The organism is Aeromicrobium sp. CF4.19 (genome assembly GCF_051262555.1).
Classification (GTDB): Bacteria; Actinomycetota; Actinomycetes; order Propionibacteriales; family Nocardioidaceae; genus Aeromicrobium.
Map to the genome: position 1 here is coordinate 46,539 of NZ_JBIMEU010000009.1, position 23,797 is coordinate 70,335.

Annotated in this window: 30 protein-coding genes; 9 read left to right on the forward strand and 21 right to left on the reverse strand. The window is 69.6% G+C overall.

The window, feature by feature from the left end:
* Positions 1–58: 58 nt before the first annotated feature.
* From ACHAAC_RS15870 to ACHAAC_RS15890, 5 genes are all read left to right on the forward strand, one after another.
* Positions 59–433 (forward strand): PadR family transcriptional regulator, encoded by a 375-nt coding sequence (locus ACHAAC_RS15870; protein WP_435717289.1) that lies wholly within the window; start codon positions 59–61, stop codon positions 431–433.
* A complete protein-coding gene (locus ACHAAC_RS15875; protein ID WP_435717290.1) occupies positions 430–936 on the forward strand; it encodes an HAAS signaling domain-containing protein in 507 nt (168 codons plus the stop codon). The genes ACHAAC_RS15870 and ACHAAC_RS15875 overlap by 4 nt, the downstream gene beginning before the upstream one ends.
* Before the next feature lie 30 nt (positions 937–966).
* Positions 967–1,413 carry a methylmalonyl-CoA epimerase gene (mce, locus tag ACHAAC_RS15880; RefSeq protein WP_435717291.1) on the forward strand — a complete coding sequence of 149 codons (447 nt, stop codon included), beginning with the start codon at positions 967–969 and terminating at the stop codon, positions 1,411–1,413.
* Between the two features lie 105 nt (positions 1,414–1,518).
* On the forward strand, positions 1,519–2,859 hold the full coding sequence (gene ccrA / locus ACHAAC_RS15885) for a crotonyl-CoA carboxylase/reductase (protein WP_435717292.1): 1,341 nt from the start codon (positions 1,519–1,521) through the stop codon (positions 2,857–2,859).
* A gap of 115 nt (positions 2,860–2,974) precedes the next feature.
* Positions 2,975–4,204: a DivIVA domain-containing protein gene (locus tag ACHAAC_RS15890; RefSeq protein WP_435717293.1), complete on the forward strand. Its 1,230-nt coding sequence runs from the start codon at positions 2,975–2,977 to the stop codon at positions 4,202–4,204.
* Positions 4,205–4,238: 34 nt separating this feature from the next.
* Here the strand turns inward: ACHAAC_RS15890 and ACHAAC_RS15895 are convergent, their stop codons facing one another.
* Both ACHAAC_RS15895 and ACHAAC_RS15900 read right to left on the reverse strand, forming a co-directional pair.
* Entirely contained in the window at positions 4,239–4,508 is a 270-nt protein-coding gene (locus ACHAAC_RS15895) for a hypothetical protein (protein ID WP_435717294.1), read from the reverse strand.
* A gap of 112 nt (positions 4,509–4,620) precedes the next feature.
* A complete protein-coding gene (locus ACHAAC_RS15900; protein WP_435717295.1) occupies positions 4,621–5,814 on the reverse strand; it encodes a 3-hydroxyacyl-CoA dehydrogenase NAD-binding domain-containing protein in 1,194 nt (397 codons plus the stop codon).
* 68 nt (positions 5,815–5,882) lie between these two features.
* On the opposite strand from ACHAAC_RS15900, the gene ACHAAC_RS15905 reads away from it, so the two are divergent.
* Both ACHAAC_RS15905 and nucS read left to right on the forward strand, forming a co-directional pair.
* The gene (locus tag ACHAAC_RS15905; RefSeq protein ID WP_435717296.1) at positions 5,883–6,275 is read left to right on the forward strand and encodes a hypothetical protein; all 393 of its coding nucleotides are present in this window, start codon (positions 5,883–5,885) and stop codon (positions 6,273–6,275) included.
* A 16-nt stretch (positions 6,276–6,291) separates the two neighbouring features.
* Positions 6,292–6,969: an endonuclease NucS gene (nucS, locus tag ACHAAC_RS15910; protein WP_435717297.1), complete on the forward strand. Its 678-nt coding sequence runs from the start codon at positions 6,292–6,294 to the stop codon at positions 6,967–6,969.
* A gap of 164 nt (positions 6,970–7,133) precedes the next feature.
* Here nucS and ACHAAC_RS15915 read toward each other — a convergent pair whose 3' ends face one another.
* Together ACHAAC_RS15915 and ACHAAC_RS15920 are read right to left on the reverse strand one after the other, a co-directional pair.
* On the reverse strand, positions 7,134–7,553 hold the full coding sequence (locus ACHAAC_RS15915; RefSeq protein WP_435717298.1) for an SSI family serine proteinase inhibitor: 420 nt from the start codon (positions 7,551–7,553) through the stop codon (positions 7,134–7,136).
* On the reverse strand, positions 7,546–8,070 hold the full coding sequence (locus ACHAAC_RS15920) for a ferritin (protein WP_435717299.1): 525 nt from the start codon (positions 8,068–8,070) through the stop codon (positions 7,546–7,548). The genes ACHAAC_RS15915 and ACHAAC_RS15920 overlap by 8 nt, the downstream gene beginning before the upstream one ends.
* Before the next feature lie 63 nt (positions 8,071–8,133).
* Here ACHAAC_RS15920 and ACHAAC_RS15925 point away from each other — a divergent pair, with 63 nt between their 5' ends.
* Positions 8,134–8,313, forward strand: coding sequence for a hypothetical protein (locus ACHAAC_RS15925; protein ID WP_435717300.1), 180 nt, complete (start codon positions 8,134–8,136; stop codon positions 8,311–8,313).
* Positions 8,314–8,387: 74 nt separating this feature from the next.
* On the opposite strand, the gene ACHAAC_RS15930 is transcribed toward ACHAAC_RS15925, so the two are convergent.
* On the reverse strand, positions 8,388–10,430 hold the full coding sequence (locus ACHAAC_RS15930) for a protein meaA (RefSeq protein WP_435717301.1): 2,043 nt from the start codon (positions 10,428–10,430) through the stop codon (positions 8,388–8,390).
* A gap of 134 nt (positions 10,431–10,564) precedes the next feature.
* On the opposite strand from ACHAAC_RS15930, the gene ACHAAC_RS15935 reads away from it, so the two are divergent.
* Positions 10,565–11,137, forward strand: coding sequence for a cob(I)yrinic acid a,c-diamide adenosyltransferase (locus ACHAAC_RS15935; RefSeq protein ID WP_435717302.1), 573 nt, complete (start codon positions 10,565–10,567; stop codon positions 11,135–11,137).
* Between the two features lie 59 nt (positions 11,138–11,196).
* Here the strand turns inward: ACHAAC_RS15935 and ACHAAC_RS15940 are convergent, their stop codons facing one another.
* The 16 genes from ACHAAC_RS15940 to prfA form a co-directional block, all read right to left on the reverse strand.
* Positions 11,197–11,373: a hypothetical protein gene (locus ACHAAC_RS15940; RefSeq protein WP_435717303.1), complete on the reverse strand. Its 177-nt coding sequence runs from the start codon at positions 11,371–11,373 to the stop codon at positions 11,197–11,199.
* 109 nt (positions 11,374–11,482) lie between these two features.
* Entirely contained in the window at positions 11,483–11,929 is a 447-nt protein-coding gene (locus ACHAAC_RS15945; RefSeq protein WP_435717304.1) for a DUF2550 domain-containing protein, read from the reverse strand.
* A gap of 33 nt (positions 11,930–11,962) precedes the next feature.
* Entirely contained in the window at positions 11,963–12,340 is a 378-nt protein-coding gene (locus tag ACHAAC_RS15950) for a F0F1 ATP synthase subunit epsilon (RefSeq protein ID WP_435717305.1), read from the reverse strand.
* Positions 12,340–13,797, reverse strand: coding sequence for a F0F1 ATP synthase subunit beta (gene atpD, locus ACHAAC_RS15955; protein ID WP_435717306.1), 1,458 nt, complete (start codon positions 13,795–13,797; stop codon positions 12,340–12,342). Before atpD ends, ACHAAC_RS15950 begins: the two co-directional genes overlap by 1 nt.
* 5 nt (positions 13,798–13,802) lie before the next feature.
* Positions 13,803–14,756 (reverse strand): F0F1 ATP synthase subunit gamma, encoded by a 954-nt coding sequence (locus tag ACHAAC_RS15960; protein WP_435717307.1) that lies wholly within the window; start codon positions 14,754–14,756, stop codon positions 13,803–13,805.
* A gap of 6 nt (positions 14,757–14,762) precedes the next feature.
* Positions 14,763–16,403 carry a F0F1 ATP synthase subunit alpha gene (gene atpA, locus ACHAAC_RS15965; protein WP_435717308.1) on the reverse strand — a complete coding sequence of 547 codons (1,641 nt, stop codon included), beginning with the start codon at positions 16,401–16,403 and terminating at the stop codon, positions 14,763–14,765.
* Positions 16,404–16,432: 29 nt separating this feature from the next.
* The gene (locus tag ACHAAC_RS15970) at positions 16,433–17,245 is read right to left on the reverse strand and encodes a F0F1 ATP synthase subunit delta (protein WP_435717309.1); all 813 of its coding nucleotides are present in this window, start codon (positions 17,243–17,245) and stop codon (positions 16,433–16,435) included.
* Positions 17,246–17,256: 11 nt separating this feature from the next.
* The gene (locus ACHAAC_RS15975) at positions 17,257–17,796 is read right to left on the reverse strand and encodes a F0F1 ATP synthase subunit B (protein ID WP_435717310.1); all 540 of its coding nucleotides are present in this window, start codon (positions 17,794–17,796) and stop codon (positions 17,257–17,259) included.
* Positions 17,797–17,828: 32 nt separating this feature from the next.
* On the reverse strand, positions 17,829–18,035 hold the full coding sequence (gene atpE / locus ACHAAC_RS15980; protein ID WP_435717311.1) for an ATP synthase F0 subunit C: 207 nt from the start codon (positions 18,033–18,035) through the stop codon (positions 17,829–17,831).
* A gap of 103 nt (positions 18,036–18,138) precedes the next feature.
* Positions 18,139–18,897, reverse strand: coding sequence for a F0F1 ATP synthase subunit A (gene atpB, locus ACHAAC_RS15985; RefSeq protein WP_435717312.1), 759 nt, complete (start codon positions 18,895–18,897; stop codon positions 18,139–18,141).
* Between the two features lie 168 nt (positions 18,898–19,065).
* Positions 19,066–19,464 carry a hypothetical protein gene (locus tag ACHAAC_RS15990; RefSeq protein WP_435717313.1) on the reverse strand — a complete coding sequence of 133 codons (399 nt, stop codon included), beginning with the start codon at positions 19,462–19,464 and terminating at the stop codon, positions 19,066–19,068.
* Positions 19,461–20,579: a glycosyltransferase family 4 protein gene (locus tag ACHAAC_RS15995; protein ID WP_435717314.1), complete on the reverse strand. Its 1,119-nt coding sequence runs from the start codon at positions 20,577–20,579 to the stop codon at positions 19,461–19,463. Before ACHAAC_RS15995 ends, ACHAAC_RS15990 begins: the two co-directional genes overlap by 4 nt.
* Positions 20,572–21,222 carry an L-threonylcarbamoyladenylate synthase gene (locus ACHAAC_RS16000; protein ID WP_435717315.1) on the reverse strand — a complete coding sequence of 217 codons (651 nt, stop codon included), beginning with the start codon at positions 21,220–21,222 and terminating at the stop codon, positions 20,572–20,574. Before ACHAAC_RS16000 ends, ACHAAC_RS15995 begins: the two co-directional genes overlap by 8 nt.
* Before the next feature lie 45 nt (positions 21,223–21,267).
* Positions 21,268–21,756 (reverse strand): VTT domain-containing protein, encoded by a 489-nt coding sequence (locus tag ACHAAC_RS16005; RefSeq protein ID WP_435717316.1) that lies wholly within the window; start codon positions 21,754–21,756, stop codon positions 21,268–21,270.
* A gap of 112 nt (positions 21,757–21,868) precedes the next feature.
* On the reverse strand, positions 21,869–22,711 hold the full coding sequence (prmC, locus tag ACHAAC_RS16010) for a peptide chain release factor N(5)-glutamine methyltransferase (RefSeq protein ID WP_435717317.1): 843 nt from the start codon (positions 22,709–22,711) through the stop codon (positions 21,869–21,871).
* Positions 22,708–23,787 (reverse strand): peptide chain release factor 1, encoded by a 1,080-nt coding sequence (gene prfA / locus ACHAAC_RS16015; RefSeq protein WP_435717318.1) that lies wholly within the window; start codon positions 23,785–23,787, stop codon positions 22,708–22,710. The genes prmC and prfA overlap by 4 nt, the downstream gene beginning before the upstream one ends.
* Between the last annotated feature and the right edge of the window lie 10 nt (positions 23,788–23,797).

Here is a 23,797-nt window from a genome sequence, read left to right on the forward strand (position 1 = left end):
CCGCCGCGATGATCCCAACTAGGTTGTGCGCCTGACTAGTCCTTGATACGTTCTAGTCATGGACAGCGACACACCGCCCACTGAGTGGGTGAGGGCAATCCTTCCCCTGGCCGTCCTGTCTGTCGTGGCGGAGGCCGAGACCTACGGGTACGCCGTCGCGCAGCGGCTCCGCGCCGCCGGTCTCGGCACCGTCAAGGGCGGCACGCTCTACCCGGTGCTCAACCGGCTGGAGGGCGACGGACTCGTCACCTCCTCCTGGCGGGAGGGCGTCGGCGGACCGGGGCGCAAGTTCTTCACCGTCACCGACCGCGGGCGTGCGCACCTGAACGACCGGTCCGGGTCATGGCACGCCTTCACCGCGCAGGCCGCGAGCCTGCTCCCCCACCCGACCAGCACCCACCCGACCAGCACCGACTCGAGGAGCACACGATGACCGTCGACGACACCCTGCTCACCTACCGGCAGAACCTGGTGCTGGCACTGCGGCTCAAGGACGTGCCCGGTGACCGCATCGGCGAGATCGTCGCCGAGGTCGAGAGCCACGTCACCGAGACCGGCGAGGATCCCGTCGAGGCGTTCGGCACGCCCAAGCAGTACGCCGCCAGCCTGACCGACGAGCACCGCCCCGGCCCGTGGTGGCAGACGCTCATCAGCCTGGTGTCCTCCGCGGTGGCCGGCTGGTTCCTCGCCCAGGGCGCCCTCGCACTGCTGCTCGGCGAGCAGCACTGGGGACAGTCCGGCTGGGTGTGGGTCGTGGCGGGAATCGTGGTCGGCATCCCCGGCGGCCTGTCAGTGTGGCGACGCTCCTCGCGCGTGCGGGACCCACGAGGCGGCAGCGACCTCGTGCCCTCGTCGGTCTCGGGCCTGGCTCTGCTGATCGGCGCGCCGATCGCCCTGGTCCTCGTCGCGTTCGCAGCGATCCGGCTCCTGGGGTGAGCGCGAACGCACTGCTCTACCCTGCTGTGCATGCCTGAGTCCGTCGTCCCCACCCACCTCCTCGTCGCGATCGACCACGTCGGCATCGCGGTGCCCGACCTCGACGCCGCCCTGGAGCTCTACTCCTCAACGTTCGGCCTGGAGTCGGTCCACGAGGAGGTGAACGAGGAGCAGGGCGTCCGCGAGGCGATGCTCGCCGTCGGCAACTCCGGCTCCTGCATCCAGCTGCTCGCCCCACTCTCCGAGGACTCCACGATCGCGAAGTTCCTCGATCGCAACGGTCAAGGCATGCAGCAGCTCGCGTACCGCGTCACCGACATCGATGCCGTGAGCGCCATCCTGCGTGAGCGTGGCGTCCGTCTGCTGTATCCCGAGCCCAAGCGCGGGACGTCCGACAGCCGGGTCAACTTCGTGCATCCCAAGGACGCCGGCGGGGTCCTGGTCGAGCTCGTGGAGCCTGCCGCGTCGCCGCACTGACCTGCTCGATCCCGACGGCGGGGTGACCCGCCCCACATCCCCGACCCGAGCCAACGACGCCTACGGGCCGGTAACATCTCCGCAACATCCGACCCTGGAGGCCCCGTGCAGCACATCCTCGACGCCATCCTCGCCGGCGACACGTCCAGCGAGGACTTCGCCGCCCTGGAGATCCCCGACCACTACACCGCCGCGACCGTCCACAAGGACGAGGCGGGCATGTTCGAGGGCGTCTCGAGCAAGGAGAAGGACCCCCGCCAGTCGCTGCACGTGGAGGACATCGCGCTGCCCGAGCTGGGTCCCGGCGAGGCGCTCGTGGCCGTCATGGCCAGCGCGATCAACTACAACACCGTCTGGACGTCGATCTTCGAGCCCGTCTCCACGTTCGGCTTCCTCGAGCGCTACGGCCGACTCTCGGAGCTGACCAAGCGCCACGACCTGCCCTACCACGCCGTCGGCTCGGACCTGTCGGGCGTGGTCCTGCGCACCGGCCCGGGGGTGACCAAGTGGAAGCCCGGCCAGGAGGTCGTCGCGCACTGCCTGTCCGTCGAGCTGGAGGCCTCCGACGGCCACAACGACACGATGATGGACCCCGAGCAGCGGATCTGGGGCTTCGAGACCAACTTCGGCGGGCTCGCCCAGGTGGCGCTGGTCAAGGCCAACCAGCTCATGCCCAAGCCCGGCCACCTGACGTGGGAGGAGGCCGCCTCCCCCGGCCTGGTCAACTGCACCGCCTACCGCCAGCTGGTCTCCAAGAACGGCGGCACCATGAAGCAGGGCGACAACGTCCTGATCTGGGGGGCTTCCGGAGGCCTGGGTGGCTTCGCCACGCAGTACGCCCTCAACGGCGGCGCGACGCCCATCTGCGTCGTCTCCAACGAGGAGAAGGCCAACATCGTGCGCAGCATGGGCGCCGACCTGGTCATCAACCGCTCGGAGGAGGACTGGAAGTTCTGGAACGAGGAGGGGACGCAGCAGAACCCCAAGGAGTGGAAGCGTCTGGGCGCCAAGATCCGTGAGCTGACCGGCGGCGAGGACATCGACATCGTCTTCGAGCACCCGGGCCGGGAGACCTTCGGCGCCTCGGTCTACGTCACCCGAAAGGGCGGCACCATCACGACGTGCGCCTCCACCACGGGCTACATGCACGAGTACGACAACCGCTACCTGTGGATGAACCTCAAGCGGATCATCTCCAGCCACTTCGCGAACTACCGCGAGTCATGGGAGGCCAACCGGCTGGTCGCGCAGGGGAAGATCCATCCCACGCTGTCGCGCACCTACACCCTGGCCGACGTCGGCCAGGCGGCCCTCGACGTGCACCACAACCTGCACCAGGGCAAGGTCGGCGTCCTCACCCTCGCCCCCGAGGAGGGTCTTGGCGTGCGCAACGCGGAGCTGCGGGCCGAGCACCTGGACGCGATCAACCGTTTCAGGGGGGTCTGACCCCTCGCTCGAGCGACAGGCCCCCGAGAAGTCCTGAGACGTCTCGGGGGCCTCGTCGCGTCCCGCTATGGTGGTTCGCGAGCACCCCCACGCCCGAAGAGAGAGCCGAGTCAGCATGTCCGACCAGTCCGGATTGTCCATCTTCGATGCGGCCCGCAAGTCCGAGCAGGCCTCCTTCCCCCAGGCGCGTCGTGGCGGCTACGACACCGACGCCGTCGATGCCTGGATCCGGAACCACGGCGGCCAGCTGCGAGAGGCCGCCACCACGGTCCAGGCGCTGCAGGAGGAGAACGACGAGCTCCACGACCTCGTCGCGCAGATGCGTGAGCGACTCGAGGCCATCGACCGGCCGTCCTACGCGGGCCTCGGAGGCCACGCCGCACAGCTGCTGAACCTGGCAGAGCAGGAGGCCGAGGAGATCCGCTCGCGTGCCTCCCGGGAGGCAGAGGAGGTGCTGCGCAGCGCCGAGGAGGACGCCGAGCTGCTGCGGACCACGGCACGCAAGGAGGCCGAGGACCTGCGCACCCGCGCCGTCACCGAGCTGGAGCAGAAGCGCCGCGACCTGCTGGAGGAGGCCGAGTCGCGCAGCGCCGAGGCCACGACCCACGCCGCCGACATCCGCGCACAGGCCGACCGCGAGGCCGAGCAGCTGCGCCTCGCAGCGGAGCAGGAGGCCCAGGCACAGCGCCAGGGTGCGCAGCGCGACGTCGAGCAGGCCCGCGCCGCGGCCGACCGCGAGGTCACCGAGGCCCGCCGGGTCCTGGCCGTGGAGAAGGAGCGGCTGGCCCGCGAAGCCACCGAGAACCACGCCGCTGCCACCGACCAGACCAGCAAGCTGGTTGCCGACGCCGAGTCCCGCGCCTCCGCGGCCGACGAGCGCGCCCGCGCCATGATGAAGCAGGCCGAGGCGGCCCGCGAGGCCAGCACGGCCGAGACCGCGCGCATGCTGGAGAACGCCAAGCGGGAGGCGGAGGCGCTCGTCGCCAACGCCAAGGCCGAGGCCGACCACCTGCGGGCGGCGGCGGCCACCGACGTCGAGCGTCAGACACGCTCGCTGCGCTCGGAGGTCGAGGACCTGCAGCGTCGACGTCAGGGCATCCTGGACCAGATGGGGCAGCTGCGTGACATCGTGGCGAGCTTCGCGGGCGTCCCGGAGGCGTCGCAGACGACCTCGACCCCCGAGGTGTCCGCTGACAAGCCCGGTGACGACGACGTCGTGGAGGCCGAGGTGGTGGACGACACTGCCGATGCGGCCACCGACGACAGCGACGAGGAGACCCAGGTCATCCGGGCCGTTCGTGCCGACGACACCGCGGTGCAGCCCCCGATCCGCGACGACCGCTGAGCACGGGGCACTGGGTGGCTGGGCGCCGGCGCGCTCAGAGCCGGCGCCGCCAGCAGTCCTGGTGCCAGTGCCGCCGCTCCTCGATGGCACTGGCGCTCAGCAGCGACTTCTCCACCGGCCACACCAGGACGTGCGGCGTGCCCGGGTGGATGAGTCGCACGCACGCCGGGCAGGTGTAGGGCTTCGCCGAGGACGACCCGGTCAGTCGCCGGACGTTCCAGGCGCCGTCGGCGTGCTGCTGGACCTCGTCCACGGCGGGACGAGGCAACGGCCCTGAGGGGCGGGCTCGGCGGCGGCGGGACATCCTTCGATTCTAGTCGCCGGCCGGGAGGGCGAGCTCCGCCACGATGACGTCCACGGACGTCCCAGTACCCAGCGGCCCAGTCCCGAGCGGTTCGGCCCCCACGTCCGGTCGATCAGTAGGTGTGGAAGCCCTCGCCGGTCTTGCGACCGAGCCTTCCCTCGGCCACGACCTTCTCCAGGGATGCCGCCGGCTGCCACCCCGGGTGACCGAAGGCCGACACGAGGGTGCGCTGGATGGCGAGAGAGACGTCGTTGCCCACGACGTCCAGCAGCTCGAAGGGTCCCATCGGAAGCCGGGTCGCCTTGAGCGCCTCGTCGATGTCGCCCATCGGCACGCCGGACTCGTGCAGCGTGACCGCGTCGTTGAGGTAGGGGAACAGCAGCGCGTTGACGATGAATCCGGCGCGATCCCCGCACGAGACCGGGTGCTTGCCGACGTCCAGGCACAGCGACTTCACCGTGTCGGCGACCTCGCGCGAGGTTCCGTCGGCGGTGACGACCTCCACGAGCTTCATGACCGGTGCAGGGTTGAAGAAGTGCATGCCGATCACGTCTGCCGGACGCGAGGTCGCCTCGGCGCAGTCGGCGATCGAGAGCGACGACGTCGTCGTGGCCAGGATCGCCCCGGGCTTGCAGATGCGATCGAGGTCGGAGAAGAGCTGCAGCTTGACGTCCAGGTCCTCCGCGATGGCCTCGACCACGATGTCGACGTCGCCCAGGGCCTCGCGCTCCGTGGCGGCCGTGAGGCGGTCCAGGACGTCGGACTTGCCGGACTCGTCGAGCTTGCCCTTGGCGATCGCACGGTCGAGGTTCTTCTCGATGCGCGCCTGGACGGCCTGGGCCTTCTCATCGGTGCGCCCGACGTAGACGACGTCGTGACCGGCCTTGGCGAACACCTCGACGATGCCAGAGGCCATCGTGCCGGTCCCGACGACGCCGACCTTGCCCACGGCATGGTGCCCGACGGGAGAGTCGGCCGTGGCGGACGCCGCGGCCTCGTCGGCGAAGGTGCTCTCGGAGGCGGCGAGACGCCCGAGCAGGGGCGCCGGCACGTGCAGCTGGTCGTCGGTCTCGTCGTGCAGGTGTGCCAGACCATCGGCGACAGCTCGTGCCCCCAACGCGTCGATGAGGTCCAGCGGGCCGATGGGATACCCACAGCCGAAGCGCATGGCCGCGTCGATGTCGTCCTTGGTCGCGTACCCGCTCTCGAACATCGTGGCGGCGTGGTTCAGGTACGGGAACAACAGCCTCCGGGCGATGCCCGCAGCCTCGTCCTCGGCCATGACTCGATCGACGATCTCCTGCATGCCTACTCCTCGGTAATGAACGGTCGTGACACACTAGCGTCCGACCATCTCGCACGACAGGGAGCATCATGAAAGCACGTATGACGATGGCCACAGGGCTCGCCGCAGCAGCTCTGACCCTGTCGGCCTGCGGGACCGGCGGCGAGGAGTCCGAGCCTGCTCCCACCACCACCGCGCCGTCCTCCCCGGCCCCGGAGACCAGTGGTCCCGACGTCGAGGTACCCGAGTCGGCCGCCGACCTCGTGGGCGAGTGGAGCGACCCGAACGCCGAGTGGACGGTCACCTTCGCCGAGGACGGGACGTTCAGCGAGGACTTCCAGGGCAACGAGGACTTCCGCACCGGCGACTACGAGCTCGAGGACGGTGTCGTCTCGCTCATCGGCGGTGACGGGAACACCGACCGCGGCAGCATCGAGGGCGAGTCCCTCAGCTTCCGCCTGGGCACCCTGACGCGGTCCTAGTGGAAGGCATGTCCTAGTGCGTCTGGTCGTCGCACGCTGCCAGGTCGACTACGCCGGGCGGCTCACCGCCCACCTGCCCATGGCCACTCGCGTCATCATGGTCAAGGCCGACGGCTCGGTGCTCGTGCACGCCGACGGCGGCTCGTACAAGCCACTGAACTGGATGAGTCCGCCGTGCACCCTCAGCGAGGGGGTCACCGAGGAGGGCGTCACCGAGTGGACGGTCACCGCGACCAAGACCGACGACACGCTGCGCATCCTGCTGGAGGACGTCCTGCACGACAGTGCGCACGAGCTGGGCGTGGATCCCGGGCTGCGCAAGGACGGCGTCGAGAAGCACCTGCAGGAGCTGCTGGCCGAGCACACCGCGACGCTCGGCGTCGGCATGACGCTCGTGCGGCGCGAGTTCATGACGGCCATCGGCCCGGTCGACCTGCTCTGCCGTGACGACGGGGGTGCCGCTGTCGCCGTGGAGATCAAGCGACGGGGCGAGATCGACGGCGTCGAGCAGCTGACCCGCTACCTGGAGCTGATGAACCGCGACCCGCAGCTGCGGCCCGTCCGGGGCATCTTCGCTGCCCAGGAGATCAAGCCGCAGGCACGCGTCCTGGCCCAGGACCGTGGCATCGAGTGCGTCGTCGTGGACTACGACGAGCTGCGCGGCATCGACGACCCCAGCCTGCGGCTGTTCTAGCCACTGCTCGACCCCGGCCCGGACCACCGGGCGGTGAGTTGCTCGTGCCACCACCGCCGCAGCGGTGAGTGGCTCGTGCCATGGTGGCTTGTTCCACGAGCCACTCACCGCCCGCCTGCGGCGGACCGTCGATTCCGCCATCAACTCACCGCCGACCGGGACGCCTACTGCAGCGGGACGTCGAAGACCTCGGTGCCGAGCGCGTCCCAGCGGGCGATCTCGCAGCCGCCCTCGCGGTCGAAGGAGGCGTCCACCGACTCACCGTCCAGCGTTCCCGTGATGGTGGCGGTCTGGGGACCACCCTGGATCATCGTGCATGCCTGGTCCGTCGGCACCGGCTCGAACACGTCGGGTCCGGCCTCGGCCAGGGAGTCGCAGGCCGCCTCGGCGTTCGGGTGGTTGCCGCCGGTCGGGTCGCACTCGAGAGTCATCTCGGTGGGCTCGGCGCCCTCGTCCGCGACCACCTCGATGGTCAGGGACGTCGACGCCTCCGAGCCGCCGCCGTCGCCGGACCCGCTCCCTGGCTCCTGCCCGCAGGAGGCGAGCAGGAGCACGGCCAGCAGGCCGAGCGCCAGGCTACGCACCGGCGATGCGCGGCGCCGTCGGGTCGGTGGCCTCCCCGCCCTCCTCACGCGCGATCCACTCCTCGATGCGGTCCACGTCGTCCTTGGAACGCGTGACGACGGCGAGCAGGTCGCTCATCGTGGCGACCTCCTCGACCTGCTCCTTGATGAACCACTGCATGAACTGCTCCGAGGCGAGGTCTCCCGCCTCTCGAGCGGTGATCGTCAGGGCGCTGATCTGGTCGGTCACGCGCCGCTCCTGCTCCAGCGCCAGCGCGACGGGCTCGACGACGTCGCCGAAGTCGCTCCGGGGGGCCGCGAGCGCCGGGATGCGCGGGACCTCGTCGGCGTCCAGCAGGTACTGGACCATCATCATGGCGTGGTCGCGCTCCTCGACGGCCTGGCCGTAGAACAGCGCCGCCATCTGCGGCATGGTCTGCGCGTCGAAGTAGGTGGCGATGGCGATGTACTGCTGGTGGGCCTCGAACTCGTGCCCGATCTGCTCGTTCAGCTGCTGGACGAAGGTCAGTGCTGCCATGGTCGTGTCTCCATTCTGCCTCGCGGGTCAGGCAAGGCTGCCCTGCGCAGGTACGATGTGGGGGTGTCGAAGAAGCCGAAGAAACCGAAGAAGGAGTGCTGCACGAGCAAGCCTCGGTGCAAGCGCTGCCCCATTCGGATGATGAAGGACGGCACCCTCCCGGACGGCTACACCGTCAAGAAGCGCAAGCTCGTGAAGGTCAAGAAGAAGCCGAAGAAGAAGTCCTCCCCTCTCGCGGCGTGAGACCTCGCCTCGTCGACACCCCGAGGCTAGAGCAGATCCTGAGGACGTTCCAGCAAGGGACGACGCCTGTTGCTTCAGGCCCGACTGCCCACCGCATTCGCGTCGAGGCCGTTGGCCCGCGCGATCTCGTCGGCAATGCGCCCCATGATCTCGGTCATGCCGAAGTCCTTGGGCGTGAAGACGGCAGCCACGCCCTGCTCCTCGAGCCGGCGGGCGTCGGCGCCGGGGATGATGCCGCCGACGATGACGGGCACGTCGCCCATCCCCGCCTCGACCATTCGGCGCTGCACGTCCGGCACGAGCTCCATGTGCGAGCCGGAGAGGATCGACAGGCCGACGCAGTGGACGTCCTCGGCCACGGCGGCCGCGACGATCTGCTCCGGTGTCAGCCGGATGCCTTGATAGACCACCTCGAAGCCGGCGTCCCTGGCGCGGACCGCGATCTGCTCCGCGCCGTTGGAGTGACCGTCCAGGCCCGGCTTGCCCACCAGGAGTCGAAGGCGGGTCCCGAGGGACTCTCCGATGGAGCCGACCTTCTCGCGCACGGCCCGCAGCTCGCCACCGGACTCGGCCACGCCCACGGCACCGGAGACGCCGGTGGGGGCCCGATACTCACCGAAGACGTCGCGCAGGGCCTGGGACCACTCCCCCACGGTCACCCCGGCGCGCACCGCGGCCAACGTGGCCTCCATCAGGTTGGTGTCGGTCTTGGCCTCCTGGCGCACCCGCTCCAGGGCGTCCTCCACGACGGCAGCGTCGCGCTGCTCGCGCCAGGCCTCGACGTCGGCCACGGCGTTGGCCTCGGCCTCGGGGTCGGCCGCCATGATGGCCGCGTCGAGGTCCGCCGTCAGCGGCGACGGCTCGGTCTCGACGTAGGAGTTCACGCCGACGACCTTCATGTCACCGGCCTCGATGAGCCCGCGTCGCTCGGCGTGCGAGGCGACGAGCTCGGACTTCATGTAGCCGGACTCGACCGCCGCGACGGCACCACCCATCGCCTGCACTCGATCGATCTCGGCCTGGGCACCCTCGACCAGCTCGGCGACCTTGGCCTCGATGACGTGGGAGCCCTCGAAGATGTCCTCGTACTCCAGCAGGTCGGACTCGAAGGCCAGCACCTGCTGCAGGCGCAGCGACCACTGCTGGTCCCACGGCCGCGGCAGGCCGAGCGCCTCGTTCCAGGCCGGCAGCTGCACGGCCCGGGCCCGGGCGTTCTTGCTGAGCGTGACACCCAGCATCTCCAGCACGATGCGCTGCACGTTGTTCTCCGGCTGCGCCTCGGTGAGACCGAGCGAGTTCACCTGCACTCCGTAGCGGAAGCGCCGCATCTTGGGGTCCTGGACGCCGTAGCGCACCCGGGTGATCTCCTCCCACATCCGCCCGAAGGCCCGCATCTTGCAGGTCTCCTCGATGAAGCGGACCCCGGCGTTGACGAAGAAGGAGATCCGACCGACGACCTTCTCGAAGTCGGCCTCGTCCACCTGGCCCCCGTCCTTGACGGCGTCGAGGACGGCGATGGCCGTCGACAGCGCGTAGGCCAGCTCCTGCGTGGGCGTCGCGCCGGCTTCCTGCAGGTGGTAGCTGCAGATGTTCAGCGGGTTCCACTTGGGGATGTCGCTCACCGTGTAGGCGATCATGTCGGTCGTCAGCCGCAGCGACGCCTCGGGCGGGAAGACGTACGTCCCCCGGGAGAGGTACTCCTTGATGATGTCGTTCTGCGTGGTGCCGGCCAGGCTGGCCTGGTCGACCCCCTGCTCCTCCGCCGCGACCTGGTACATCGCGAGCAGCCACATCGCCGTCGCGTTGATGGTCATCGACGTGTTCATCTCCGACAACGGGATGTCCTGGAACAGCCGTCGCATGGCCCCCAGGTGCGGGATGGGGACCCCGACCTTGCCCACCTCTCCCCTGGAGAGGATGTGGTCGGGGTCGTAGCCGGTCTGCGTGGGCAGGTCGAAGGCGACCGAGAGTCCCGTCTGACCCTTGGACAGGTTCTTGCGGTACAGCGCGTTCGACTCCGCAGCGGAGCTGTGGCCGGCGTAGGTGCGCATCACCCACGGTTTGTCGGGCCCAGCCTTGTCGGGCCCACGCTGGTCGGATCCGGTCGTGTCAGGCATGCCCGTCAGGTTACCCCGCCGTAACGTGGCGTGGCACGGGCTGTGATCCAGACGACGTCGAACCGTCGAAGCGATCGTTCGCCCACGTCCCGCCCCCTCCCTGGCCACGCCGACCACGACGCTAGGCTCGCTGCATGGTGAACCTGACGCGGATATACACGCGCACCGGCGACGACGGCACGACGAACCTGGTGGACTTCAGCCGCACCTCCAAGAACGACCTGCGGCTCGTGGCCTACGCCGACGTCGACGAGGCCAACTCCCATCTCGGCCTGGCGGTCGCCTTCGAGGAGCTCGACGACGACATCGTGGCGGTGATCCGCCACGTCCAGAATGACCTGTTCGACGTCGGCGCGGACCTCGGGGCGCCGGTGGTGGCCGAGCCCGAGCACCCCCAGCTGCGGGTCGAGCAGGACTACGTCGACCGGCTCGAGGCCTGGTGCGACCACTACAACGACCGGGTGGAGAAGCTGCGCAGCTTCATCCTGCCCGGCGGGACACGCGCCGCCAGTGCCCTGCACGTCGCCCGCACCGTGACCCGTCGCGCGGAGCGCGCTGCCTGGGCGGCCGTGGAGGTCCACGGCGAGTCGATGAACCCGCTCGCCGCGACCTACCTCAACCGGCTCAGCGACCTGCTGTTCATCCTCGCCCGGTGCGCCAACGCCGAGAACGGCGACGTGCTGTGGGTGCCGGGCGGCGAACGCTGACCCGCTGGACATGACGACGGCCCCGATCCAGGTGGACCGGGGCCGCCATCATGGCGGTGTCACTCCCAGTCGATGGCCTGCGTCCGGACTGGGGCGCTCTCCCAGTCGATGGCCTTGGTGCCGGCCGACACCTTGCTGTGTGTCGGCTTGCCGAGATCGGCGGCCTGAGCCGGTGCCGACAGCGGCATGAGCACTACGGCGGACGCGAACGCGGCGACAACGATGCGCTTCATCATGTGAGTCCTGCTCCCTCGAGACGCGCGCCCACGGTCGTGGACGCCGTGCTGGCATTCTCGCGCCGTGACCCGGCCCACGTCAATGGACCACTCCGGTAGTGGCTCCGGCTCAGACGACCGTGTTGACGCTGCGACCGGGGGGTGAGGACTCCAGCCACGCGAGCAGTCCGGTCAGCGCGTCCGGCCCCATCGCCATCTGGCGGACGTCGGTTGCGCTGGTGGTCGTGACGATCACGTGCCCGGCGTGGACGGCGTGTGCCTCCGCGCCCACGGGGCGGCGTCGCCCCTCGACGTGCACCTCCCCACGGACGAAGCGGTAGGAGGGTCGTAGGCGGACCGAGAAGGTCCGATACCAGTTCAGGGTGTCAGCGCCGTAGACGGCGACTCCCAGCGTCCATCCCGAGGAACCGACCGTGGAGCGGCGGTTGATGCTCAGGTCGAACGTGCCGCCGTGCCGGGTGAGGTAGCGGCGCCGGACCGCCAGGGCGACCAGCACCACGAGGGTGAGGACGACGACGAGCGCGAGCACGTCGATGACCCACCACCACCACGGCACGGCATTCTCCCTCCTGTGCCGCGTGCCGACCGATCAGGCCAGCTCGGTCCCACGCAGCTTCGCCTCGGCACGACGTACCGCGGCCTCGTCCTCGTCCTGGCGGGCCTGCTCCAGCTCGGCCTCCACCTGTGAGCGATCCAGCTCGCTCACCAGGAACGCGTCCTCGCTGAGGATGGAGACGCGGTCGTCGGCGATGGACAAGAAGCCCTCCTCGACGACGGCCGCGACGTTCTCACCGTCCGTGCCGGCGATCTGCACGACACCGGGCACCAGCACCGACAGCACGGGGGCGTGGCCGACGAGCACGCCGAGGTCACCCTCGGACGTGCGCGCCTCGACCTGCGTCGCCTCGCCGGACCAGACCACCCGGTCGGCCGCGACGAGCTCGACACGGAGCGTGGTGTCGGCCATCAGGTGTTCTTCTGGATCTCGGCCCACTTCGCGTCGACGTCGTCCAGACCGCCGCACATGAAGAAGGCCTGCTCGGCCACGTGGTCGTACTCGCCGTCGCAGATCTTGGTGAACGCGTCGATCGTCTCGTCCAGCGGGACGGTCGAGCCCTCGATGCCGGTGAACTGCTTGGCGACGTAGGTGTTCTGGGACAGGAAGCGCTGGATGCGACGAGCGCGGGAGACGATCGTCTTGTCCTCCTCGCTGAGCTCGTCGACACCGAGGATCGCGATGATGTCCTGCAGCTCCTTGTTGCGCTGCAGGATGCCCTTGACCCGGTTGGCCACCGCGTAGTGGTCCTCGGCGATGTAGCGAGGATCCAGGATGCGTGACGTCGACGTCAGCGGGTCCACGGCCGGGTAGATGCCCATCGACGCGATCTCACGGTTGAGCTCGGTCGTGGCGTCCAGGTGGGCGAACGTCGTGGCCGGGGCCGGGTCGGTGTAGTCGTCGGCGGGCACGTAGATGGCCTGCATCGAGGTGATGGAGTTGCCTCGCGTGGAGGTGATCCGCTCCTGCAGCACGCCCATCTCGTCGGCGAGGGTCGGCTGGTAGCCCACGGCCGAGGGCATGCGGCCCAGCAGCGTGGAGACCTCCGAGCCGGCCTGCGTGAAGCGGAAGATGTTGTCGATGAACAGCAGCACGTCACGGTTCTGCACGTCGCGGAAGTACTCGGCCATCGTCAGGGCCGACAGCGCCACGCGCAGGCGGGCTCCGGGCGGCTCGTCCATCTGGCCGAACACGAGCGCGACCTGGCCCAGCACGCCGGACTCCTCCATCTCCTCGATGAGGTCGTTGCCCTCACGGGTGCGCTCCCCCACGCCGGCGAAGACCGACACGCCGTCGTGGTCCTTCGCGACGCGGGCGATCATCTCCTGGATGAGGACGGTCTTGCCGACGCCGGCACCGCCGAACAGGCCGATCTTGCCGCCCAGGACGTACGGGGTCAGCAGGTCGATGACCTTGATGCCGGTCTGGAACATCTCGGTCTTGGGCTCGAGCTGGTCGAAGGCCGGAGCCTTGCGGTGGATGCCCCAGCGCTCCTCGGGGTCGAAGGTCTCGCCCTCGGTGAGGTTCATGACGTCGCCGGTGGTGTTGAACACCTTGCCCAGCGTGATGTCACCGACCGGGACCGAGATGGGGCCACCGGTGTCGATGACGGTCGTGCCCCGGACCACGCCGTCGGTGGGGCGCAGGCTGATGGCGCGCACCAGGCCGTCACCGATGTGCTGCGCGACCTCGAGCGTCAGCGTCTCGGTCTCACCGCCGAAGGTCGTGTCGACCTTCAGGGCGTTGTAGATCTCCGGCATGGCGTCGGAGGGGAACTCGATGTCGAGCACGGGGCCGATGACGCGGGCGACGCGACCGGTCACGGGCTCGCCACCGGTGGTGGACTTCTCTTCGACGGTTGCAGTCATGTCTCTCACTCATTCCCAGCGGAGCCGGACAGCGCTTCCACGCCGCCCACGATCTCGCTGATCTCCTGGGTAATCCCGGCCTGGCGGGCCTGGTTGGCAATGCGGGTGTACTTCTCGATGAGGTCCTGCGCATTGTCGGTCGCGGACTTCATGGCCTTCTGGCGGGCCGCGAGCTCGGAGGCAGCGGCCTGCAGGAGGCAGTAGTAGATGCGGCTGTTGACGTACTTGGGCAGGAGGGCGTCCAGCACCTCCGCCGAGGACGGCTCGAACTCGTACAGCGGCAGCAGCTCGCTCTCCTCGGGCGCCTCGGTGCCCTCGACGACCTCCAGCGGCAGCAGCCTGATCACGTCGGGCTCCTGGGACAGCATGGACTTGAAGCGGGTGAAGACGACGTGCAGCTCATCGACGGCGTGCGCCGGGTCGTCCTGACCCTGGTCGGCCGTGCTGTCCTGATCGGCGGAGTCCTCGTCGGCGCGGAAGGCCCGCGTGAGGACGTCGCCGATCTCGCGAGCGTTGGCGTACTCCGGACGATCGGAGAACCCGGTCCACGACGCGTCGAAGTCCCGCTGGCGGAAGGTGAAGTACGTCTCCGCCTTGCGGCCGGTGAGGTAGTAGTCGACCTCCTTGCCCTCGGCGCGCAGCTTCTCGCCGAGGCGCTCGGCCTCCTTCAGCACGTTCGCCGAGTAGGCGCCGGCCAGCCCGCGGTCGCTGGAGATGATGAGCACCGCGGCCTTGGTCGGGTTCTCCTTCTCGGTCGTGAGCGGGTGCTCGACGCCGGAGAAGGTCGCCACCGCGGACACCGCGCGCGTCAGCTCACGGGCGTACGGCGTCGCCGCCGCTGCCTGCTGCTGGGCCTTGATGATCCGCGAGGCAGCGATCAGCTCCATGGCGCGCGTGATCTTCTTCATCGACTGGGTCGACTTGATCTTCGCGCGGTACTCACGGAGGGAGACAGCCATGTGTGATCAACCCCGCTTCTGCTTGACGATCTGCTCCTGCTCGACATCCTCATCGTCAAGAGCCTCGAACTCTTCGCTGCCGACCTTGATCCGCTCGCCCTCGCTGGTCTCGAACTGATCGAGGAAGGACGTGTAGGCGTCCTCCAGCGAGGATGCGGTGTCGTCCTCGAACTTCCCGGTCTCGCGGATCGCGTCGAAGATCCCGCCGTGCGAACGCATCACGTACTCCAGGAACTCCTCCTCGAAGCGGTTCACGTCCTGCACGGGGACCGGGTCGAGCTTGCCGGTGGTGGCCGCCCAGATCGAGACGACCTGCTGCTCCATCGGGAAGGGCTTGTACTGGCCCTGCTTGAACAGCTCCATGAGCCGCTGGCCTCGGGCCAGCTGTGCCTTGGAGGCCGCGTCGAGGTCCGAGGCGAACATGGCGAACGCCTCCATGGCGCGGTACTGCGCCAGCTCGACCTTCAGCGAGCCCGTGACGGCCTTCATCGCCTTCTGCATCGCCGAACCACCGACGCGCGAGACCGAGATACCGACGTCGACCGCGGGCCGCTGGTTGGCGTTGAACAGGTCCGACTGCAGGAAGATCTGACCGTCGGTGATCGAGATGACGTTGGTCGGGATGAAGGCCGACACGTCGTTGGCCTTGGTCTCCACGATCGGCAGACCGGTCATGGAACCGGCGCCGAGCTCGTCGTTGAGCTTGGCGCAACGCTCCAGCAGCCGCGAGTGCAGGTAGAACACGTCGCCGGGGTAGGCCTCACGGCCCGGCGGGCGGCGCAGCAGCAGCGACACGGCGCGGTAGGCGTCGGCCTGCTTGGACAGGTCGTCGAAGACGATCAGCACGTGCTTGCCGTCGTACATCCAGTCCTGGCCGATGGCCGAGCCGGTGTACGGGGCGAGGTACTTGAAGCCCGCCGAGTCCGAGGCGGGGGCCGCCACGATCGTCGTGTACTCCAGCGCGCCGGCCTCCTCCAGCGCGCCGCGCACGCTGGCGATGGTCGAGCCCTTCTGGCCGATCGCCACGTAGATGCAGCGCACCTGCTTGTCCGGGTCGCCGGACTCCCAGTTCTGCTTCTGGTTGATGATCGTGTCGATCGCGATGGCGGTCTTGCCGGTCTGGCGGTCACCGATGATGAGCTGGCGCTGGCCGCGGCCGATCGGCGTCAGCGAGTCGATCGCCTTCAGGCCGGTCATCATCGGCTCGTGCACGCTCTTGCGCTGCATGACGGTGGGGGCCTGCAGCTCGAGTGCACGGCGCTTGTCGGTCTCGATCTCGCCGAGGCCGTCGATCGCCGTGCCGAGCGGGTCGACGACGCGGCCGAGGTAGTTGTCGCCCACGGGGACGGAGAGGACCTCGCCGGTGCGGCGGACCTTCTGGCCCTCCTCGATGCCGGAGAAGTCACCCAGGATGACCACGCCGATCTCGCGGACGTCCAGGTTGAGCGCGAGGCCGAGCGTGCCGTCCTCGAACTCCAGCAGCTCGTTGGCCATGGCCGAGGGCAGACCCTCGACGTGGGCGATGCCGTCGGAGGCGTCGGAGACGATGCCGACCTCTTCGGTCTTGTTGGCGCTCGGGGAGTAGTCCGACACGAACTGCTGGAGCGCGTCGCGGATCTCCTCCGGACGGATGGAGAGTTCCGTCATGTCTGTGCCTGCCTTCTGTGGTTCGTGCTTCAGCCTGCGAGGCGCCGGCGGGCGGCCTCGAGGCGACTGGACATGGTGCCGTCGACGACCTCGCCCTCGACGGAGACGACGATGCCTCCGAGGACCGAGGGGTCGACGACGATGTTGAGGTGGACGTCGCGGCCGTACTTGGCCGCGATGGCCGAGGTGAGACGCTGCAGCTCCTCGTCGCCGAGCTCGTAGGCGACGCGGACCAGCGCCACGAGACGATCACGCCGGGCGGCGGCCGTCTCGCTGAAGCCCGCGAGCACCCGCTCGAAGGAGCCCGTGCGGACGGCAGCCGCCTGGTGCAGCAGCTCCAACGTCTGGGGCCGGACCTTGGACTCGAAGAGCCGGTCCAGCAGGGCGAGCTTGGGCTCGCGCGGGACCGACCGGTCCGAGACGACGGCCCGCAGCTCGGGGTCGGAGCTGATGGCACGCCCCGCCTCGAAGAGCTCGGTCTCGACGGCCTCGAGCGTGCCCTCGGCGTCGGCCGAGGCCACCAGGGCCGCGACACCGGCCGTCTCGAGCCCGTCCACGAGGTCGCGTCCGGCCGCCCAGCGACCCTTCGCCGCGGCCTTGACCACGGTGATGGTGTCGTCGGCGACCTTGTCCGCCAGGACGGAACCGGCCAGGCCCTGCTTCGCCTCGGCCTCGGTGGACGGATCGGTCAGGACCCGCCGCAGCGACGCCGCGCCGTCGAGCACCCCGACCACGGAGAAGAGCTCGGCGCCCAGGCGCGCGGCCGAGCCGCTGTCGCCGGAGACCGCGGACTCCACCGCTGCCAGGACCTCCTTCAGGGAGGCCGCCGAGATACCGCGCATGTCCGTCGCCATCAGTTCGAGGACTCCTCGAGCTCGGCGATGAAGCGCTCCACCGTGCGACGCTGGCGCGCCTCGTCGTCGAGGGACTCCCCGACGATCCGGCCGGCCAGGTCGGTGGCGATGGTGCCGACCTCGCTCTTGAGCTGGGCGAGGACCTGGGACCGCTCGGCCTCGACCTGGGCGTGGGCCGTGGAGGTGATGCGTGCGGCCTCCTCCTTGGCCTGGGCCCGGAGCTCGGCGACGATCTGCGCGCCCTGCTCCTTGGCCTCCTCACGGATGCGTGAGGCCTCGTGTCGGGCGTCGGCCAGCTGGGCGGTGTACTTCTCCAGCGCGGCCTCGGCCTCCTTCTGTGCCTTCTCCGCCTTGTCGATCCCGCCCTCGATGGCGGCTGTGCGCTCGGCGTAGGCCTGCTCGAAGGCGGGCACGACGAACTTCTTGATCAGCACGAAGAGGATGCCGAAGACGACCAGGCCGAGGACGACCTCGGCCAGGTGCGGGACGAGGGGGTTGATGGACTCCCCCTCGGCCGCGGCAACGAGTGTGGTGTGCATAGACGACTTCTCTCAGAAGGTCGCGGGGTGGATCAGCCGAAGACGAACGCGAGGCCGACGGTGATGACGAAGAGCTGCTCGGCGAGCACGAAGCCCAGGAGGGCGATCGTGCGCAGTCGGCCCTCGGCCTCGGGCTGACGGGCGACGCCGGTCACGAACGCGGCGAAGATGAGACCGATACCGATACCGGGACCGATCGCGGCCGCGCCGAGTCCGATCAGGTTGAGGCTGCCTTCCACGGCATTTCCTTTCGTCGTGACGCAGTGACTCTGCGTCGCGGGTGGAGTCTATGAAGTTGTGGGTAGGGGGTCGGCCCAGCACTGATGGCTCAGCGCTGATGACTCAGTGCTCGTCGGCGACGGAGCCGCCGATGTACATGGCCGAGAGGAGGGTGAAGACGTAGGCCTGCAGGAACATGATCAGCATGTCCAGGAAGCTGATGGCGATGCCCGCGACGAACGACAGGATGCCGGGCGCGATGTAGAGCGGGTTGCCGGAGTTGAAGATCAGGTACTCCGCGCCGAGCGAGAACAGCACGATCAGCAGGTGGCCGGCGAACATCGTGGCGAACAGTCGCAGTGCCAGCGTGAAGGGACGCACGATGATGTTGGAGAAGAACTCCAGCGGGATCATGATCAGCAGGATCGGGCCGGTGGTGCCGCCGGGGACCGTCGTGTGCTTGAGGTAGCCGAAGAAGCCGTGCTTGGCGATGCCGGCGACGTTGTAGATGACCCAGGCGATGAGTGCGAGGGCGACGGGGAAGCCGAACCGCGACATGGTCGGGAACTGCAGGAACGGGATGACGCCGTAGAAGTTGTTGACCAGCACGAACAGGAACGTCGCGAACAGGTACGGCACGTACCTCATGTAGTCCGGAGCGCCGATGTTCTCCCGCGCGATGGAGTTGCGCACGAAGTCGTACGTCATCTCGCCGGCGAACTGCAGACGACCCGGCACGACGGCGGCGGGGCGAGCCATGGCGCGGAACAGCACCACGATGATCACGACGGAAAGCACCGCCAGCACCATCGGCTTGGTCACACCGAGCGCGATGGCCGGGAACTCGAAGTCGGAGGGCCCTGGGCTCGGGGGTCCCGACACAGCAGCGAGGGTCGAGGCGAGGGTCACTCGGTCACCTTTGTCTCATGGCGCGGTCGCTGACGACTCTCGTCGCGCTCCGGGCGTACGGCCAGCGTCATCGTGCACCCCACCGCGGCGTCGTGACGCTGTGTGCGGGGGGCGACGTGAGTCGAGGCTATCAGGGGGTCATCACGGGGTGTTGCCCAGGTCATAGGTGGGAATCCGGCTGCGGCGGAACGCCCGGATCTGCAGGGTCGTGCACGTCACGGAGGCCACGATGGCGGTGGCGCCGAGCGAGCGGGAGTCCACGAAGCGGCCCGCGCCGTCGGGGTCCACGAGCACGTAGAGCGCGACGATCGCGGCGATGATCTTGGTGCCGAACAAGGCCAGGGCGAAGGGCAGGGAGAGCGCCGGGCTCTTGCGCGCGACCGGCCCCAGCATCCATGGACTCGAGGCCAGGAACAGCACCACGAGCAGCCCGCCCAGGACGGCTCCGAGCGCGCCCTCCCCACCGACCCCGAGGCCGGCGACGACGGCGCAGACAGCCGTCACCACGCACACGGGCAGGACGACGGACCGCAGGATCATGACCACACCTTCTCATCGAGCCTGGGCAGCAGGAACACGGCCGCAGCCGTGACCACCGCCAGTGCGACGAACCCGATGATGGAGGCCCAGCCGCTGAACAGGCTGACCACCACGCTGCCGAAGGCCACGAGCCCCGCGGCGGCGTACATGAGCAGCACCGCACGCCGGTGCGAGTGACCGATCTCCAGCAGCCGGTGGTGGATGTGCATCTTGTCCGGGCTGAAGGGCGAGCGCCCCGCGCGCGTGCGGCGCACCACCGCGAGCCCGAGGTCCACGAACGGCACCACCAGGATCGCGAAGGGCAGGAACAGCGGCAGCAGCGCCGGCAGGAAGCTGGCCTGGCCCCCGATGCCCTCCGAGAGGCTCGTGGCCGGGAACTGGCCCGTGAGACTGATGGAGGAGCACGCCAGCACGAAGCCGATGAGCATCGACCCGGAGTCGCCGATGAACATCCGCGCCGGGAAGAAGTTGTGCGGCAGGATGCCCAGGCAGGCACCGGCGAGCGCCGCCGTGAGCAGCGCCGCGGCGATGGCACGCGTCTCGCCGTTGACGACGGCGAGGATGAAGGCGAAGGAGAAGAAGGCCACCGCACCGATGGCCACCATCCCCGCCGCCAAGCCGTCCAGCCCGTCGACGAAGTTCACGGCGTTGGCGGTGCCGACGATCAGCAGCACCGTGAAGATGACCGACTGGACGCTGTCCAGGCCGAGGTAGTTGTTGTACAGCGGCAGGTAGAGGAACTGCACCCCGAGCGCGACGACGACCAGGCCCGCGAGCACCTGCCCACCGAACTTGCTCAGGGCATCGAGCTCGAAGAGGTCGTCGATGACGCCGACCAGGCAGATGAGGGCACCGCCGATGATGACGGCGCGGGCGTCGCCGAAGACCGCGTCCTCGTTGCGCGACAGGAACGGCAGGCTGGTGGCGACGAGGTAGGCCGCGAGCAGGCCACCGAGCATCGCCGGGCCGCCGAAGTAGGGGGTCGGGATGGCGTGGACGTCACGGTCGCGGACCCGGGCCACGGCCCCGAAGCGCATCGCGGCCATCCGGGCGATGGACGCCAGGAGGTAGGTGACGCCGAGCGCCACGCCGAAGACGACGAGGTACTCACGCACTGGGGGGCTCCACCGTGTTGTTGAACTCGTGCAGCTGCTCCAAGGTCACCGGGCCCTCGCGCAGGAGGCGCGGCGCCGATCCGGTGACGTCCAGGATCGTCGAGGCCGTTCCACCGACGCTGGGGCCGCCGTCGAGGTACACCGCCACGGCGTCGCCGAGCATCGCCTCGGCCTCGTCGATCGTGGTGGCAGCGGCCTCGCCGGTGCTGTTGGCGCTGCTGACGGCCAGTGGGCCGGTCTGCTTCAGCAGGGCCAGCGCGACCGGGTCGTCGGGCATCCTCACGGCGACGGTGTGGTGCGTGTCCCCCAGGTCCCACGTGAGCGAGGCCTGCTGGTGGCATACGACGGTGAGCGGACCCGGCCACAGGGCCTGGGTGAGCGAGCGCAACCACGTCGGGATCTCCGAGGCCAGGGCCTCGAGCGTGGTGGGCGCACCGATCAGGACGGGCGGCGGCATGGCCCGCGTGCGGCTCTTGGCCTCGAGCAGCCGCTGCACCGCCTCGGGCGAGAAGGCATCGGCCGCGAGCCCGTACACGGTGTCGGTGGGCAGCACGACGAGCTCCCCGTCGTCGAGCGCCTGCTGCGCGGCGTCGAGGCCGGCGCCGCGGCGCTCCTCGTCGGTGCAGTCGAACCTCTCAGTCACGGCCGCCACACTAGGGCATGTGCGAGAACCGGGACCGCGCCCGGCTCACGGTGTGACGTGGTGGATGAGGAAGGCGAGCGCGAGGTACTGCAGCGTCCGGCCCAGCAGCACCATGACCAGGAAGACCCACAGACGTTGCCGCGACAGTGCGGCGACGATCGACACCACGGCCAGGGGTGGGATGGCCGTGAGCGAGGACACGAAGACGGTGGCGGCCCCTGTGACCGGTCTGTCCAGCAGGGTGAGCATGAGGTCACCGACCCGACGCAGCCATGCCGTGAGCCGGGTCCGTGGGGGCCGGCGCTCGTCGGGGTCCTTGCGGAAGCGCTCCGAGCCGCGGCGGATGACCACGAAGACGACCGCCTTGCCGGCCACGGTGCCCACCGACAGGGCCACGATCGCCAGCAGGAGCGTCAGGTTCTCATCGACCAGGGTGCCCAGTCCCAGGACGTACGCCTCGGCGTTGAGCACCGGGAAGACCGCCGAGCCGAACCCGAAGACGAGAGCGGCCCCGAAGATCGCGAGGTCACCCATGGCATCACCCTAGCGACGCACGGCGGTGGGCCTCGTCGCAGCGCCACGTCGTCCACGAGCACCCTCGCCGACCTGATCCTCGACGGCACCACGCCGGCGAGCCCGGCCTCGGTCAGGGATGCGTCGCCGTGACGTAGCGGGGACGTCCCGAGAGGTCGGCATGGTCACGCACGTCGCGCCAGCGGGGGACGAAGACCGCGGGTGCACTCTCGCCCTGGGCGTCGGCGTGCTCGGCACCGACGACGCCGCCGGGCCGGAGCAGCCGCCAGGCCACCAGCTCCAGGGCGCGCATCGCGTCCAGGCCGTCGTCGCCGGACCACAGGGCCAGGGACGGATCGTGGTCCCGGGCCTCGGGCGCGACGCTCTCCCAGGCGTCGAGCGGGATGTACGGCGGGTTGCACACCACGACGTCGACGGCGCCGTCGAGATCGCCGAACGCCTCGAACGCATCGCCCAGACGCAGGTCCACCCCCGTGCCGAGGAGGTTGCGCTCGGCCCACCCGTGGGCCGACGCGTCGAGCTCCACGGCGTGCACCCGGGCCTGCGGCACCTCGTGGACGACCGACAGCGCGATGGCTCCCGACCCCGTGCACAGGTCCACCACGACGGGCGCGTCCACCGTCATCGCCCGCTCGATCGCCCAGCCGGCCAGCTCCTCGGTCTCCGGGCGGGGCACGAAGACACCGGGCCCGACCTCGAGGTCGACGTAGCGAAAGGCGGCCGACCCTGTGATGTGCTGCAGCGGGACGCGCCGAGCACGGGCCGCGATCATCTCCAGGTACGTGCGGCGCTGCATCTCGTGCGGGTGGGCACGCGTGGTCAGCATGCCGCGGGGCACGCCCGTGACGTGGCTCAGCAGGAGCTCGGCGTCCACGCGAGGCGACGGCACGCCGGCCGTCGTGAGCTCCTGCGTGGCGCTCTGGAGCAGTCGCTCGGCCTGGCTGCGGACGCTCACGAGACCGAGCCCCGCTCCAGCGCCGCAAGTCGGTCGGCGAGGTCGGCCTCCACGAGGGAGCCGATGACGTCCTGGAGGGCACCGTCCATCACCGTGTCGAGGTTGTGGGCCTTGAAGCCGGTGCGGTGGTCGCCGATGCGGTTCTCGGGGAAGTTGTACGTCCGGACTCGCTCGGATCGGTCGACCGTGCGGATCTGGGAACGACGGGCGTCGGCCGCATGGGCGTCGGCAGCGGCCTGTGCGGCATCGAGCAGTCGGGAGCGCAGGATCCGCATGGCCTGCTCCTTGTTCTGCAGCTGGCTCTTCTCGTTCTGGCAGCTCACGACGATCCCGGTGGGCAGGTGCGTGATGCGCACCGCGGAGTCCGTGGTGTTGACGCTCTGGCCACCCGGGCCGGAGGAGCGGAACACGTCGATGCGCAGGTCGTTGTCGTGCACCTCGACGTCGACGTCCTCGGCCTCGGGCAGCACCAGGACGCCAGCCGCCGAGGTGTGGATGCGGCCCTGCGACTCCGTGACGGGCACGCGCTGCACCCGGTGGACCCCGCCCTCGAACTTCAGCAGCGCGTACGGCGCCTCGCCGGGCTCGGGCGTTCCCTTGGCCTTGACCGCCGCCGTGACGGACTTGTACCCGCCGAGCGCGGACTCCGTGGCGTCGAGCACCTCCACGCTCCAGCCGCGCTGCTCGGCGTAGCGCGTGTACATGCGCAGGAGGTCGGCGGCGAACAGGGCCGCCTCCTCCCCCCCTTCACCCCCCTTGACCTCCAGGATGACGTCCTTGGCGTCGGCCGGGTCGCGCGGCACGAGCTGGCGCTGCAGCCGCTCGGCGAGCTCGGGCAGGCGTCGCTCCAAGCCGGCCACCTCCTCCTCGAGACCGAGCTCGCGGGCGGCGCCGAGGTCGTCACCGGCCTGCTGCCAGTCCCGGTACGTGCGGATGATGGCGGTCAGCTCGGCGTAGCGCTGTCCGACCCGGCGCGAGGCCGACGGGTCGCTGTGCAGCGCGGGGTCGGCCATGCGCTGCTCGAGCTCGGCATGCTCGACGATGAGCGCCTCGACGGCATCGAACGCATCGGACACCTCAGGACCT

Bases quoted from the DNA above. Each gene is read 5' to 3' on its own strand.
- ACHAAC_RS15895 (WP_435717294.1), bottom strand. From the start codon at position 4,508: ATGTCCCGCCGCCGCCGAGCCCGCCCCTCAGGGCCGTTGCCTCGTCCC.
- atpD (WP_435717306.1), bottom strand. From the start codon at position 13,797: ATGACTGCAACCGTCGAAGAGAAGTCCACCACCGGTGGCGAGCCCGTG.
- ACHAAC_RS15990 (WP_435717313.1), bottom strand. From the start codon at position 19,464: ATGATCCTGCGGTCCGTCGTCCTGCCCGTGTGCGTGGTGACGGCTGTC.
- ACHAAC_RS15890 (WP_435717293.1), top strand. From the start codon at position 2,975: ATGTCCGACCAGTCCGGATTGTCCATCTTCGATGCGGCCCGCAAGTCC.
- ACHAAC_RS15950 (WP_435717305.1), bottom strand. From the start codon at position 12,340: ATGGCCGACACCACGCTCCGTGTCGAGCTCGTCGCGGCCGACCGGGTG.
- ACHAAC_RS15930 (WP_435717301.1), bottom strand. From the start codon at position 10,430: ATGCCTGACACGACCGGATCCGACCAGCGTGGGCCCGACAAGGCTGGG.
- ACHAAC_RS16005 (WP_435717316.1), bottom strand. From the start codon at position 21,756: ATGGGTGACCTCGCGATCTTCGGGGCCGCTCTCGTCTTCGGGTTCGGC.
- ACHAAC_RS15870 (WP_435717289.1), top strand. From the start codon at position 59: ATGGACAGCGACACACCGCCCACTGAGTGGGTGAGGGCAATCCTTCCC.
- ACHAAC_RS15935 (WP_435717302.1), top strand. From the start codon at position 10,565: ATGGTGAACCTGACGCGGATATACACGCGCACCGGCGACGACGGCACG.
- ACHAAC_RS15970 (WP_435717309.1), bottom strand. From the start codon at position 17,245: ATGCGCGGTATCTCGGCGGCCTCCCTGAAGGAGGTCCTGGCAGCGGTG.
- ACHAAC_RS15875 (WP_435717290.1), top strand. From the start codon at position 430: ATGACCGTCGACGACACCCTGCTCACCTACCGGCAGAACCTGGTGCTG.
- ACHAAC_RS15940 (WP_435717303.1), bottom strand. From the start codon at position 11,373: ATGATGAAGCGCATCGTTGTCGCCGCGTTCGCGTCCGCCGTAGTGCTC.
- mce (WP_435717291.1), top strand. From the start codon at position 967: ATGCCTGAGTCCGTCGTCCCCACCCACCTCCTCGTCGCGATCGACCAC.
- atpA (WP_435717308.1), bottom strand. From the start codon at position 16,403: ATGACGGAACTCTCCATCCGTCCGGAGGAGATCCGCGACGCGCTCCAG.
- ACHAAC_RS15975 (WP_435717310.1), bottom strand. From the start codon at position 17,796: ATGCACACCACACTCGTTGCCGCGGCCGAGGGGGAGTCCATCAACCCC.
- ACHAAC_RS15905 (WP_435717296.1), top strand. From the start codon at position 5,883: ATGAAAGCACGTATGACGATGGCCACAGGGCTCGCCGCAGCAGCTCTG.
- ACHAAC_RS15920 (WP_435717299.1), bottom strand. From the start codon at position 8,070: ATGGCAGCACTGACCTTCGTCCAGCAGCTGAACGAGCAGATCGGGCAC.
- ACHAAC_RS15900 (WP_435717295.1), bottom strand. From the start codon at position 5,814: ATGCAGGAGATCGTCGATCGAGTCATGGCCGAGGACGAGGCTGCGGGC.
- ACHAAC_RS15960 (WP_435717307.1), bottom strand. From the start codon at position 14,756: ATGGCTGTCTCCCTCCGTGAGTACCGCGCGAAGATCAAGTCGACCCAG.